Consider the following 14,686-nt stretch of genomic DNA (forward strand, 5'->3'; position numbering starts at 1 on the left):
CGTGTAACTTATCCGAGTTTTGCATCGCTGAGAATCGATCATCTGTTTAGAGAATCTGGCTTGGGGGGTAGTTAACCAGATACAGGGTGTTCGTGGCACGTGTAAAGGCGGTGTAGAGCCAGCGAAAGTAATCGGGTGTAAGGAACTCATCGGTCATATAGCCTTGATCGAGAAAGACGTTTTGCCATTGTCCGCCTTGCGCTTTGTGGCAAGTAATGGCATAGGCATACTTTACCTGTAGGGCATTGTAGTGCGGATCGGCCTTCATCTTCTTCATCCGGTCGCGCTTATTGCCGATGTCGGCGTAATCCTCAAGTACGGCATAGAACAGGCGATCGTTATCGGCCTTGGGCAAGGCTGGCGCATCGGTACTGAGCGCATCGAGCAAGAGGTCGGCCTCTAATTCAAAGTCGTTCTGATCGGGAAAGGAGAGCTGCACGGTAGCAAAGCGGAATCCGTACATCTCGCGCGTGCGCCGCACCCTGCGCACTACGGCAACTTCGCCGTTGGCGATAAAATCCATCTCCTTATACGACTCCGTCCAGTAATAATTATTCTTAGCTACCATGAGCATGTCGCCCGTATTGAGCTCGTCTTCGCGGTAAAGAATTTGCGCTCGGATACCTTTATTATAAATATTGGCTCGTTTGTTGGAACGGCACACCACAATGGTTTCATCCATACCGTCTTTTTCGTAGCAAGTGGTCAGGGTTTCAATCAGCTCATCGCCCGGAACAACCCGTATGTCGGCAAACCCGCTTATCTTGAAGCGAGGCAATGCCGAACATTCGTCGGCCGCAATGAGTTTGCGCAATTCGGTTGCATTCCACAAGATACCCGAGTCTTGTACCTGCCGCACCACTTGCGTAAGGTCGACCTCCTTTACCTCCAATCCATAGCCCTTAAGAGCCTCTGTGTATAGTGCGGGACTCTGCTCCTCGCCTACGGGAGGAAGCTGAGCCGTATCGCCCATGAGTAGCAGTCGGCACCCCACACCCGAATAAACAAACTGTATCAAATCGTCGAGCAAACGACCGGTACCGAAGAGTGAGCCCGAAAGCCCCTCGTTCGAAATCATCGAGGCCTCATCGACTATAAATAAGGTATGTGCCGAAAGGTTGTCATTGACCGAGAAGTTTGTTACCTCGTTCGAAAAAGACTGCTGTCTGTATATCTTCTTGTGAATGGTAAATGCCGGATGCCCCGCGTAAGTAGAAAATACCTTGGCAGCACGTCCCGTAGGTGCAAGCAGCACAGCTTTTTGTTGCAGTTTATCCATTGTCTTGACCAAGGCTCCTACCAGTGATGTTTTGCCCGTTCCGGCATAGCCACGCAGCACAAAAACAGCCTCATTGCCCGTCGACAGGAGGAACTCCGAAAGAGATTTCACAGCTATTTCTTGCTCAAAAGTTGGTTGGTAAGGAAAATTTTCCTTAATTTGCCTTTCTAAATAGTTATTTATCATTTTTGTACGAGAAAAAAGCTCTCGGAACTATTGAACTTAAATTTATTTATTTTATTTTTGCGCTACGAATATAAACTAAAAAAAACATATTTATCATGAAAACAGCATTTAATATCGTATTAGGCCTATGCGCTGTTGCCTTAGTGTACATTTGCTATGCCAGCATCATGGGTCCGATCGATTTCGAAAACGCCAAAAAACACAGAGAAAGAGCGGTTATCGGTCGATTAATTGACATCCGTAAAGCACAAATGGAGTACCGCACGCTTCACAAAGGACAGTACACAGCTAGTTTCGACTCATTAATCGAGTTTGTAAAAACTCAGAAACTACCTTTCGTATCTAAAGAGGGCGTTTTAAGTGATAAGCAGCTGGAAGATGGTATGACTGAAAGAAAGGCCATGGCCTTGATCAATAAGGCAAAGAAAACCGGCAACTGGAAAGAGGTTGAAGCAGCAGGTTTGATGAACTTCAAACGTGATACTTTGTGGGTAGCTGTTATGGATACTATTTTCCCCAGCGGTTTCAACGCCGACTCTATGCGTTATGTTCCGTTCGGTGGCGGTGCACAATTCGAAATGGCTATCAAAAACGATACAGCTAAATCGGGTGCTCCTATCTTCTTGTTCGAAGCAAAAACTCCTTACGACACTTACTTGAATGGTCTGAACAAGCAAGAAATTGCTAACTTGAAAGACGTTCAAACAAAATTAGGAAAATACTGCGGTTTGATGGTAGGTTCTATCGAAGTACCAAACAACGGTGCAGGTAACTGGGAATAATTTCATACAGAATGATGCCCGAAAGAGCAATGATCGAAACGATTGACTATAGTAAATCGGAACAATACACACTATCCATCCGTCTGAGTACGGATGGATTTTCTTTTTCTATCTATAATCCGATACACGATAGTACGCTCTCTTTCTTCGAGAAGGAGATAGACGCTTCATTGTCGCTTACAGCCAACCTAAAGCAAGCTTTCCGCGAACTGGAATTTCTGAACCATCCGTACAAACGGGTCAACATTCTGGTCACAGGCAAGCGTTTTACACTGGTTCCTCTGGAGCTTTTCGAAGACGATCAGGCAGAGATACTCTTTCATTACAACCATCCGTATCGGGAGAACGAAACGATACAATACAACATCCTGAAAACACACAACTTGGTGGTTATCTTCGGTATGGATCGAAGTGCTTATGCTTTCTTGAACGAACAGTATCCCCATGCCCGCTTCTATTCGCAAGTCAGTCCGCTGACCGAATATTTTGCCGTGAAAAGCCGGTTGGGAAACAGTAAAAAGCTATACGCCTCTCTGCGCAACGGTGCCATCGACCTGTATTGCTACGAGAAAGGACATCTCTTGCTTGCCAACTCTTTCGAATGCAAGCAAACCGAAGACCGTGTTTACTACCTACTCTATGTATGGAAGCAGTTGGAGTTCGACCAGGAGCGCGACGAGCTACACCTCACCGGACTACTGAGTGACAAAGAAGCACTGGTGAAAGAATTACGTAAATTCATCCTTCAGGTATTTATCATGAATCCTGAAACTAATATTGATATGCAAGCCCTATTAACATGCGAGTAATCAGCGGAATATATAAAAGAAGAAGGTTCGATGTACCTAGAACATTTAAGGCACGCCCTACAACGGACTTCGCCAAAGAAAATCTGTTCAACGTATTATCCAACTACATTGATTTTGAAGAGGTAGAGACGGCCCTCGATCTTTTTGCCGGTACCGGAAGTATCAGCATCGAGTTGGTTTCTCGTGGTTGCGGCCGGGTAATCAGTGTTGAAAAAGAAGGTGCACACCACGCCTTTATCTGCAAAGTGATGCAGGAGGTAAAAACGGATAAGTGCCTGCCCATTCGCGGTGATGTATTTAAGTTCATCAATGGCAACCGCCAGCAATTCGACTTCATCTTTGCCGATCCTCCGTACGACCTCAAAGGTCTGGAAACGATTCCCGAACTGATCTTCAAGAATAACTTGTTAAAAGAGGATGGCTTGTTTGTATTGGAGCATGGCAAGCAGGACAACTTTGAGGATAATCCTCACTTTGTGGAAAGAAGAATTTATGGAAGTGTGAATTTCTCTATATTCAGATAAAGCAACAGGCTTCGTTCTTTGTTCGTGAACATCATAGCAACGGAGCCAACAACCGAACGACAGACTCCTTGGCCTTGCGATGCCAAGGTCTCTTTTCCCAGTTTTTAAGAAACACCTGCGTACATTCGCGTTGATCTTCCATAAAAATCTCCTTCATTTGCAAGGCTGTTTCTGTGCCATAAATAAAGGCATTGACTTCAAAGTTATGCTCAAAGCTGCGAAAATCGACATTCGTGGAACCAATTGTCGAGAGCATATCATCCGAAATCATGAGTTTAGAGTGAAGGAAACCTTTTTTATAGAAGTAAACCTTGACCCCTGCCCGAAGCACATCGGCCAGGTAAGAGTGCGAACCTAAGTGCGTAATTCTATTATCGGCACGTTCGGGCAGCATAAGCCTCACATCGACTCCGGCCAATGCAGCAACCTGCATGGCACTCAAAATCTGTTCGGTAGGCAGGAAATAAGGTGTTTGTATGTAGAAGTACTTGCGTGCCGAGGAGATAGCCAAGGTAAGCCCCTGCATAATTTCTTTCCATGGACCGATGGGTTCGCTCGTAACCACTTGAACCAGAGAGTCGCCATGCGAGTCGATTTTAGGGAAGTAGCTGGAGGCAGTTAACAGCGTGCGGTCTACAAAATACCAGTCGAGCAAAAAGGCTGTTTGCAACCCATGCACGGCTTTGCCTTCGAGCAGTATGTGTGTATCGCGCCATACGCCCCAAGATACGCCCCGCATATATCGCTCGGCGAGATTCATTCCTCCGACAAAGCCTACAACACCATCAATCACCACGATTTTGCGGTGGTTACGGTAATTCACCTTACTCGTGAAAAGTGGAAACAGTACCTTTAAGAAGCTACGTACTTCGATACCTTCATTGCGCATCTCCTCAAAGAACAGATGGGGCACATGCCAACACCCCACGTCATCATAGATAACTCGTACCTCTACCCCTTCGCGCGCTTTTGCAATCAATACGTCGCGTACCAAACGCCCCACGGCATCATCCTCAAAAATATAAAATTCGAGATGAATGTGTTGACGGGCTTTCTGCAACTCGTGCAACAAAGCCTGAAGCATGCTATAACCACCCGTAAAGGCTTCCATACGGTTACATTCGAACGGAAAAGCTTGATTGGTTTGCTGAAACAGGTGTATGAGGCGATGGTATTGATCGGGAAGAATCGAAGAGTCCTGTGCCAGGTATTCGGCCATTGGCTTCTTAAGCAAGCGCCCATAGCTTTTCTTTCCGATGATACGCTCCCGCCGTTGACTTCGGCCAAAGAAGAAATAGAAGATAAGCCCTACAACAGGCAAAAACATTAGTATAAGCACCCACGCCATTGTCTTCACCGGGTTTCGATTATCGAGAACAACGATAATGATGGTACCGATGATGGCTCCGAAGTAGAGGATATCGAAAGCTACCGTTGCTATCTGACTAGCCAATAAGTTCCAATCAATCATAATTATAGACGCTAATATAGGTGAGCAAAGGTATAAAAAAATATGGTTAATGATAAATGCTTCCTGATTAATCTATCACAAGGGTGTTAATCAGGAAGCATTTATCATGAACCATTTAGGGTGATTAGTGAGGTCTGATGCCCCTCATACCTCCTCTATTATAGCCGCTACCGGGGCCACCAAAGCCACGCGAATCACGCGGCCCCATGCCATCGCGTGCGGCTTTGTTGCCAAATATATTCAGGCGGTAGATGAAATGAACCATGCAGTAACTGTTCACACCGTTATATTCGGAAACAGAACGCATACTAGCTGTCAGCGAACGGCTTACATTGGTTTGTTGTCTGAGGATATCATACATCTCGAAGCTCACCGTAGCTGCCCCTTTGAGAAAGTTCTGCGCCAACTGTGCATTCCAGATCAGCTCATCACGATTCATGCTGGGGTCGCTATATCCTCTACGACTATTGTTAGCCATATTGGTAGACACAGTCATGTTCCAAGGCAGAGTAATATTAGTGCTCGCACCATACGAATAGTTATAGGGCTGCTGGTTGCTTTCGGGGCGTAGTTTATTGCGTTCGAATACATAACCGATCGACCCGTTGAGTGTAAATTCAAACCAATCATTTCGGTAGGAACCATTTAGGTTTTCGCTCAAGGTCAGTGCCGTACTGGTATTTTTATCGTTGACCTTAGTATCTCTGTTAAATAAGAAGTCGACATCGTTCTGATAGTTAACACGAGAGAATGTGTTGATGGTGAATTTCTTGTTTTTCAACGCCGTATTATAACCAAACATACCAAAAGCACTCCAATTGCCATCAATATTTTCGGGGCGGTTAATCGTTCCTCCCGTTTGCTCAATATATTCGGTACTATTGCTGATGGCATTTTGTGTCATCGAAAAACTAGCATGCGTCATGATACCTTGTTGCTTTTCGGCATTGTAGGTATTATAAAACAGACGCATACTATGTGTAAATGAAGGCTTCAGCCCGGGATTTCCCATCGTAATATTCAACGGATTGGAATTGTCTGTGATGGGCAAGAGATTCTCCATACTAGGCTGGCCGGCACGTCCGTTGTAAGTAAAACGCAGTTGGCTTACTTTGGAGAATCGATAGCGGAAATCAATATTGGGTGTAAAGTTAATGACGTTTCTCACCGTATCTATCATATAATCGCCTTTTTTATAAGACAGCTTTGAGGATTGTGGTTGAACGGAAACTCCCAAACTCAACTGATATTTCTCACGAATAAAACGCAGGCTGGTCGTAATATCATGATTATAATATCGATACTCGGCTTTCTTTCCTAAACTATCTACCAAATGCTCCTCGTAGCCGGAAGGAAGCGATACACCCGGTTCCCACTCAGAGTAATGAAGCAGATCGTAGGTACGCTTATCACTGTTGCTGAGCTTATACTGAAAGTTATAACTGAACTGCAGGAAAGTGGCTTTAGCAATGGGTTCACTATAGGTTACCTGCGCACTATAATTAAAATTCTCCGTAGGCGTAGTAATATACTGGTTGCGCAAAAGGGTATCCTTACGCGATGTGTTTTGCTGTTGATAATAGCGTGTCTCAGATTGTAGGTATTGGTTGTTCTCACGATCGCCATAGCCAAATGTTCCTCTAAAAGTAATGTTTCGCCCTTTATCGTTTAACTTGCGATTGTACTGCAAGGTAGCGTTGGCCGATAAGCTATTGCCTTTTGAAATAGAATTGTTGTTGGCTGTATTGACCCGTATATCGCGCAAGGGATCGTCTGTAACCAAATTCGAAAAATCTAAGTAATCATTGGGGTTGGCTACCAGGCTATAAGGGTCTTGATTAAATGTACCCGAATAACTTTCGGAAAAATTATTTGTTTTACCATACGACAGATTGGGACGAAAAAGAACATTGGTCATCGTGTCCGGCTTCCACTCCAAACGATAATCGGCGTTGAAATCGAGTGCTTTACTTATATTTCGATTATTGGAGTTCGAGTAAGAGTTGCCCGTAGTTAAAAAGCGTTCCGATGAGTTTATACTGGCAATATCGGCATCCCGATAATTATAGCGGGCACTACCCCCGGTTTCAAGTTTAGGGGTTTCGGTGGCAAAGTTTATACCCAACGTCTTGGTGGCATTCAGTCCGTTGTTCCGCCTCCATCGAGGACCGCCGCCACCTCCCGAGAATCCTTGGTCATTTACATTGTTTCCCGATCCGATGAACGAGAATTGGGTTTTATCGACAAAGCGGTTCAACATCAGGTTGCCCGAATAGCGTTTTTCGGTACCTGCAGCCAAATCTGCATTACCAAACCAGCCTTGGTTCATCCCTTTTTTTACCTTTAAGTCAAGAACCGTCTCTTCGTCACCATCATCAATACCGGTTATACGAGCCAGATCCGACTTTTTATCATAGGTTTTCAGCTTATCGATCATGTTGACGGGCAGGTTCTTCAATCCGGTTTTTACATCACCGCCAAAGAACTCTTTGCCATCTACCATAATTTTCTTGATTTCCTTGCCGTTGATCTTGACATTTCCACTCTCATCTACTTCTGCTCCTGGAATCTTCTTTACTAACTCTTCCAACATTGCTCCCTCGGGCGTACGGTAAGCCGACGAGTTATAAACAAGTGTATCCTCTACTATCGATACCTGCGGTGCTTCGGCTGTAATAACTGCTTCGCTCAGCATCACGGCATCGGTCTTCAACGCTATGGTACCTACGTTTTTGACCGGTACATTGTTAGCAAGCTGAAGAGGAAGCATTTTGGTGTAAAAGCCAATAAATGAAATTTTAAGGAGGTATTTTCCTGCTTTAACTTTGGGAAGTACAAATCCCCCTTGCTTATTCGTCACTACTCCAACGACCTGAGTGCTGTCGGGCAATGAAAGCAACTGAACAGCAGCCATCTCGACCGGTTCTTTCGTATCTTCTTCAATCACTTTACCCGATACGGTAATAACTTTGTTTTGCGCAAGAGCGGAGATTGAGCATAATAGCATCAACATCACCCAGATAGTAGATTTCTTCATTAACCAATACATTTGTTCTAATAACTAATGGTATTAGGACAATAATTCAGATTAAAGGTTTAATCTGCTATCAATTATTTTTTAAATAAATGGTCGACCATCGACTTCTTCATTCCAAACTCCAAACAGAGAACATTGACAATGAGAAACGTAAGAAAGGAAGAGGTGTCTACAGTTAGTAAATCACCTTTGGCCACACGGTAAAGCATTCCACCAAAAAGAAACAGCACGGTGAGAAAGATAGCCTGCCGGGTGGCATTGTTGCGTATCTGCTCTGTTTCGCGATTTTCGTTCTTTACCAGTGCAAACAAAATCATCAATGCACCAACCATCATCAACAGCTTGGTACATTCTTTATAAAAAAGTAAGTTCGCATCGGTCACCATACCCTGCATGACTAGAAAAAAGGGTATGAACAGAGAGAAAAGTAAAATAACATATCCTAGCGGACGACAATAAATGGGTAATAAAGCTTTCATCGGTTTCTGATTTTAATGAGACAAAAGTAAGGAAAATATATATATAAAATATCTTTCTCATTAAAATAACGTTTGTTGATGATGAGAATCGCTCGCTGTATGCGTCAGTTTTTCTTTCTGTCAATCAACGGCACATCGCTTTCTCTCGTAATGATTAACTGGTAAAGACTATCATTCGATTGAAGCCCGAGTTGCTCTATTAGCTCCATTCTTGCTTTGTAATCTCCCTCTTCGGCTCCTATTCGATAAGCAAAGGAAACAAAACAGAAAAGGAATAAGCTAACAAGCAAAGTAAAGAGCGAAAGAAGTAAAATCAACTTCGCCCTGCGATTCAAGTTACAGAGTTCTTCATCCGCCCAGCTATGCGAACGGTTAACAGATTGTTGCATCATAGAGTATATTTTAAGGCATGAATAAAATTCTTTTGGCTATGGGAGTACTTAGCCTGTTTAAAAATAGCTAAAATCTTTTTCTATTGAAATTTCCGTATCAACCCGATAGTCATTTTCTTTGAAGTGACCAAACTAAAACGAAATGTATCAGTCTGATTTAATAAAAACAGATTCGCAATATATAACAAAAGGGTTAAACACGCAAGTTAAGAAAACGTAAAAGACAAATCACAGAGCTACGGAGAACGATAAATGCAAGGTATGCCTTATTACCAAAGGCACACCTTCCATTTCCAAAAAAATTACAAAACATATAAACCTACTATTCTGGGATCAATGTTAAAACGAATCGTTCAGCATAGTTCTAAAAATCATTCAGCAATACAAATGCAGGCCCGATCCTCCTCCGGAGAGGCGAAAGGCTGTACGGTATCTCCTTTGGCACCAATAGTGATTCGATCGGTAGAAATACCTTTCGAAACCAATGCTTCGGCAACATTATTGGCACGAGCTTGCGAAAGCTTCATGTTAATTTTTGCAGTGCCGGTACCTTTATCAGCATATCCGGTTATATCTACCTTCGCATTTGGATATTGCTTTAGGTAATCGACCAAGCTGTTAATCTTGGCTAACTGATCGTCTTGGATACGTGCCGAATTCAGTGCAAAGAAAACATTTTGCTTCATGGGCTCTACCACAGCTACTACCTCTTTGGGTGTTGGCTGTTCCACTACCGATTGAGGCTGTACGGGCTGAGGAGCCACCGGTTCTGCTTCATAATAGACAGGAGCTGTTTGGGTATAGCTTTTGCCTAGCTTAATACTCAATCCGACTAAAGCATTGAACTGCCAGTCGCAGTTTCCGGCTTTCTTTGAATTGAATTTATCGGATAATGCATTGGCGTTTCCTTCGATGTTGATAGCCAAGCGGTCGTTTAATCGCAGATCGCATCCCAATCCGAAGCGTCCGGCAATAGAGTTTTTACTGTCTTTCCACAGATACTCCATTTGGTACATATTGGTATCCAGCGAATTGGCTTTATCGTTACTGAATGCATGATTGAACCCTACACCACCGAAAAGATAAGCATTGAATATTCTGTTAGGATTGAACTTGCAGAACAATGTACTTAGATCGACCATTAAATCGGCATTCCCTTGCAGGTAGTTGAAAGCATAGGTCTGTTGAGGTGTCACCCATCCCCCTTTGGCTTGCCAACCACTTGCTCCGATGCGTACACCAAAGATGGGTGCAAACTTATACCCTACATTGATTGCTGCTGCCGGAGATATAAGGTCGGAGAAATCAGCTTCGCCAAGGGTGTGAGCCGCACCGGCTTGTACCTGCATAAACCAATGAGGTTTGAAAATCACTTTACTTTCAATCTTTACTCGTTGTTCTTGAGCAAACGATGCTACGCTTCCTGCGATAAGCAGCGCTAACAATAGTTGTTTTTTCATATTCATAAAATTAAGAAATTCAAGTTTCCTTTATCTATTTAGTACGCCCAGGTACCAGGTACCATTTATCTTTTGTGGATTTAAGCGAAAGCTCATGGTATTGGGAAAATCTTCCTGTCCCGCTTGCTTTTTGAAGAACTCAACACTGTATGCCACCTCCGTATTGCGTTCGTCATTGAGCGTAATTCCTTCTATTTTATAGGAGAGCACAGGAAAGGTGTGGTACTGTTGCTTTAAATCTTCTTGTTCTTGTTCCGAGAGCGCTTTCACACTATCATTTTGCATATGATTCAACATCTGCAAAGCCAGATCGAACTCCTTCTTCTGTAAATGATCCAGGTACTCGGTAGTGAGCCTTACCACTTCCGCCGTATCTTCTTCACTAAAGATTGGAGTTATTTCTACTTGTTGTGCTTCTTGCTTTTTCCCGGCGTTGTTGCACGAGGTAATGGCTACACACAGCAGAAACAGAAACCCTACATATTTCATTTTTTGTTTCATCTTATCGGTAAGTTAGTTACAAGAAAGGTGTTCTCATCTTTTGTGGAGAACACCTTTCTATTATATACCTAAGTTTTAATTAAACAAAGATTAATTATCTTCTGTTAGTAGTTCCTGGATTTACAGTCAATATTACATATTGGTTGTCTGCATCGATCAACTTAGGAGCCCATTTCGTAGTTGCATATACAGGAACGGCGATCTTAATAGGTTGTTGCAGCGCAGCACCACTATTGTTCTCGAACTTCAATGTGGTAGCGTTAACCATATCGGGAGAAGCAGTCAATATATAATCACCGCTAAACTCACTCCAGTTGCTAGCCAACGGATCGTTAGTAATGATGATGTTATTGCCATCCTTCTTCAAGTTAGTTTTAGCCTCATCCAAATTCCAAGTAACATTCTTAACGTCATACCATTGACCTAATGTTGCATTAGCTACGGCACCATTTTCCCAAACTGTACGTTTCAAACCGAATGTTTCTTTGATTGTAGCAATGTTGCTGATGCTGATTATAGATCCGTCAGTGATCAAGTCTTTGAACGAATCAGTTACATCTGCCAAAGCAATTTCCAACGGATTGATGAATTTAACCATGAAGTGGTCAAGTTCTGCAGTCAATGAACCATCAGCACCGTTGCAATAAGTTGCAACCAATTTCACAGGAACAGACTTGCCAAGCAATTCTTTAGCGGCAGAAGTCGGAGTACCGTGAGTGCTCAATGTTGGAAGAGGATTCTCTTGCAGACGGATAAATCCGGTTCCCAGTTCAATGTAAGCAGCTGGCACACCATTTTTAGACAGATGACATCCATTAAAATCTACTGACCAACCTGTACCCAATACGCTTAAGCGATTAGTATCAAATACAAACTTCGCATTTTGAGCATTTGAAACCAAATCTTTCGGCTCGTCGATTGTTACGTTGTTGATGTTGTAAGCTTTCAACATACTTGCAATAATCTGACAATCGAAGAACTGAGCAATACCATAAGTAAGGTCTGAAGTCAAAGCAGGATTTACCAAGAAAGTCTTATCCTTATTGGTATTAGACAATACATCGCCTTCTTTCCAGTAAGATTGTTGATAACCGGCGATAAATGCCATTTGAGCAATAGTCAGCTCTAATTTCAACTCGAATGTACAAGTCAACTCACTGCTAACTTTGTTGATATAACGTCCGTAAACAGTTCTGATAGCTTTTCCGGCAGCATATTCGTCAGGAGTAATCACACAGTCTGCAATCGGCAATGTCCAATTCAAGTTATAAGTCATAGTTGAACCGGGAGCTGTAATTTCAGCAATTGAACCAAGATTAGTCGAAGCAGGAGTACCTGCAACAGCATCAGCAGCCGTAGCATATACCACATCGTCTAACTCATAAAGCTGGTGGAATACATCTTTTGCAATGTTCAATTTAGTATATACACTATTCATACCTACTTCACCAACGGTGTTTACGTATGCAGTATTACACTTAGTAGCATCGAATACACCTGTAAAGTTTCCTAAGTTACCTAAGTCAGTATTCTCTTTTTTAGCTGTCCATTGAATCTTGAAGTAGCGAACGTCTACCACTTGGTTATTGCCTTTGTCTCTCAACACAACCTGTACCAATGGCTCACGACCTATAGCATCGCGGTTGTTTACAGCACCATTACGAGCTTGTGATGTCATAACACCCTTGTCGTCAATGCGTGCAAACAATTTTTGATCTTGCTTTTCTTCGCCGTTAGCTTTCAAGTTATAGCTTACCAAAGCAAATTCAAATGCTAAATTGTAGTCACTAATAGAATAACGGTGATTAGCTTTATCACATACATCTACCAAAGTATTCAAGTCAAGGCTTTCAGTATATGGAATGCTCTTGATGATATATTGTCCGGCTGTAGTACAAACGTCATTATTATCATGAATGGTAGTATATGCATAGAAATGAGCATCATCGGCAATTGATCTCGTTGGTACTGACGGATCAGTTGCAACAGTCTTATTATGAATATAAGGAGTTGCAGCAGTTTCGGCCAAACGAGCCCAATCTGAAGTGACAACCGGTTTCATACCGTTCTTAATTTCATCAGCTGTCAATTCAATTTCAGCCTTTAAAGCAACCAAAATAAACTTTTCTACTGTATTACCTGCTGGATTTGTTGTTGTTGTTCCGGCAAATGAATCAGTAGTATTCTTCTTCAAGTTTACCACCATCTTACCATTCACGATTTCCTCATTAAGCGCAACGCTGATCAGGTCTTCGCCAGCAGCTCTGGTTGTATTAGTAGCATCTTGAGCCAAGATAGACAATGTCTTGATGTCTGCTTTCTTCACGCTGCTTGGGCTGGCGTAGTAAGTAGCAGTTGTTTTTCCATCGTTAATAGACGTTGTTGTTGATCCATCCGACTCATCAGCTAACAGGTTGGTCCAAGCTGTATACTGCAATGTAGTGAAGTTAATAACTTCGATACCGTTGATGAATTCTGTCGGAGCAAAAGTCAAATCGGTTAAACGGTGAGACAACAGTGAAATCAATGTATTCAAGCTATTTCCAATAGTTGTTACATTTTCTTCAATAGTATCTATTCTATTAGAAAGCGCTAACAAATCGGCTTTCAACGTAGTGATATCTGTTGCATTCTGAGATACTTGATCAGACAGTGCTTGCAGATCTGCAACAAGCGTAGTTACCTGTGCTTGCAATGCAGGGAAAGCAGTTGTCAGATTTAGTGCATCAATGCTTGCCTTAAATGCCTCTAATGCGGCAATTTGCTGTTTAATAGCGATATCAGCAGCTTCTAAACTATCCAAACGACCATCGATAACAGCTAAGTGAGCATCGATTACTTTCATTTTGGCATCATAAACAGACTGATCTACTTTTGTATCAACGATAGCTTTCAAGTCATTTACTAGCTTTGTTGCTTCTGCAATAGCATCTACCTTTGCTTGAGCAGCAGCAGCTTTAGCAGCAGCGGCAGCTTGATCGGCAGCAGCAGCTGCTTTGGCAGCAGCATCACCGGTAGCTTGGGCTTTATCTGCAGCAGCTTGAGCAGCGGCAGCGGCAGCCTTAGCGGCAGTTACATCTGCACTAGCTTTATCCATAGCAGTTTGCAAAGCGGTAAGTTTTTCATCCAATGTTTTTTTATTGGCATCAACTTGTTCTTGCAGACCGTTGATGTCGTCATCGTAGTCTTTACAAGAAGTGAAAGTGCCTGTAGAAGCCAGCATGAGTGCTCCGAACAGGGCTACACTTAGAAATCTTTTGTTCATAATAAAAAAATTAATTTATAAATTAAAAAAACTAAAATATTATCTTCTATTTTCAATAGGGTCAATTTTAACCTTCCCCAATAATACTCAAACAAAAGCTTGTAAATGACTATACACAGCCCATCCCAACCTCATTCGCAACCTTCACTTATAGCTTTATCAAATTATCTGTTATTATTTTCCTATATTGTCAAGGCTTATTTTCTACGCAACGGCAGAAACACACTTCCTCTCAACGAATATAAAAAAAGGTCTCATCAGCTCCTCAATTTGTTAAATCAATACATAATGATCCGTCACAATTATCTAAGAATATATTATTCATAAAAAGACTTGTTTGACTACTATATACAACTTATACACTATTTAATCAACTAGTATACAATTCATTAAAAAATGTATTATCTAGAATGAATCATTCTTTTTTAGTAATTTAGCAATAATATAGCCGAAACACGGTACAAATATCAATCATTTATTTGATATCACAAAGTATTTAAT

The 14,686-nt window shown here is 42.3% G+C and carries 11 protein-coding genes; 3 read left to right on the plus strand and 8 right to left on the minus strand.

The genetic code is table 11. The annotated features are described in order from the left end of the window. Positions 1–46: 46 nt before the first annotated feature. Entirely contained in the window at positions 47–1,465 is a 1,419-nt protein-coding gene (locus TY03_RS08025; protein WP_042368770.1) for an ATP-dependent DNA helicase, read from the minus strand. A 95-nt stretch (positions 1,466–1,560) separates the two neighbouring features. Between TY03_RS08025 and TY03_RS08030 the strand changes: the two genes are divergently transcribed. The 3 genes from TY03_RS08030 to TY03_RS08040 are packed head-to-tail and all read left to right on the plus strand — an operon-like array spanning position 1,561 to position 3,580. Beyond that, on the plus strand, positions 1,561–2,247 hold the full coding sequence (locus tag TY03_RS08030) for a hypothetical protein (protein WP_042368772.1): 687 nt from the start codon (positions 1,561–1,563) through the stop codon (positions 2,245–2,247). Between the two features lie 14 nt (positions 2,248–2,261). After that, positions 2,262–3,056, plus strand: a complete 795-nt coding sequence (locus TY03_RS08035; RefSeq protein WP_148335626.1) for a DUF3822 family protein — start codon at positions 2,262–2,264, stop codon at positions 3,054–3,056. Then, positions 3,047–3,580: an RsmD family RNA methyltransferase gene (locus tag TY03_RS08040; protein ID WP_042368774.1), complete on the plus strand. Its 534-nt coding sequence runs from the start codon at positions 3,047–3,049 to the stop codon at positions 3,578–3,580. The genes TY03_RS08035 and TY03_RS08040 overlap by 10 nt, the downstream gene beginning before the upstream one ends. 31 nt (positions 3,581–3,611) lie before the next feature. Here the strand turns inward: TY03_RS08040 and cls are convergent, their stop codons facing one another. From cls to TY03_RS08075, 7 genes are all read right to left on the minus strand, one after another. Further along, entirely contained in the window at positions 3,612–5,051 is a 1,440-nt protein-coding gene (gene cls / locus TY03_RS08045) for a cardiolipin synthase (RefSeq protein ID WP_042368777.1), read from the minus strand. Between the two features lie 124 nt (positions 5,052–5,175). Further along, entirely contained in the window at positions 5,176–8,088 is a 2,913-nt protein-coding gene (locus TY03_RS08050) for a TonB-dependent receptor (RefSeq protein WP_042369318.1), read from the minus strand. A 74-nt stretch (positions 8,089–8,162) separates the two neighbouring features. Continuing rightward, positions 8,163–8,567, minus strand: coding sequence for a hypothetical protein (locus tag TY03_RS08055; RefSeq protein ID WP_042368779.1), 405 nt, complete (start codon positions 8,565–8,567; stop codon positions 8,163–8,165). A gap of 104 nt (positions 8,568–8,671) precedes the next feature. After that, the gene (locus TY03_RS08060; protein WP_042368781.1) at positions 8,672–8,959 is read right to left on the minus strand and encodes a hypothetical protein; all 288 of its coding nucleotides are present in this window, start codon (positions 8,957–8,959) and stop codon (positions 8,672–8,674) included. Between the two features lie 371 nt (positions 8,960–9,330). Further along, the gene (locus tag TY03_RS08065; protein ID WP_042368783.1) at positions 9,331–10,425 is read right to left on the minus strand and encodes an OmpA family protein; all 1,095 of its coding nucleotides are present in this window, start codon (positions 10,423–10,425) and stop codon (positions 9,331–9,333) included. A gap of 24 nt (positions 10,426–10,449) precedes the next feature. Continuing rightward, a complete protein-coding gene (locus TY03_RS08070; protein WP_042368785.1) occupies positions 10,450–10,920 on the minus strand; it encodes a hypothetical protein in 471 nt (156 codons plus the stop codon). A 94-nt stretch (positions 10,921–11,014) separates the two neighbouring features. Continuing rightward, on the minus strand, positions 11,015–14,185 hold the full coding sequence (locus tag TY03_RS08075) for a hypothetical protein (protein WP_042368788.1): 3,171 nt from the start codon (positions 14,183–14,185) through the stop codon (positions 11,015–11,017). Positions 14,186–14,686: the final 501 nt, after the last annotated feature.

It is taken from the genome of Bacteroides neonati (assembly GCF_000499785.1).
GTDB classification, from domain to species: domain Bacteria; phylum Bacteroidota; class Bacteroidia; order Bacteroidales; family Bacteroidaceae; genus Bacteroides; species Bacteroides neonati.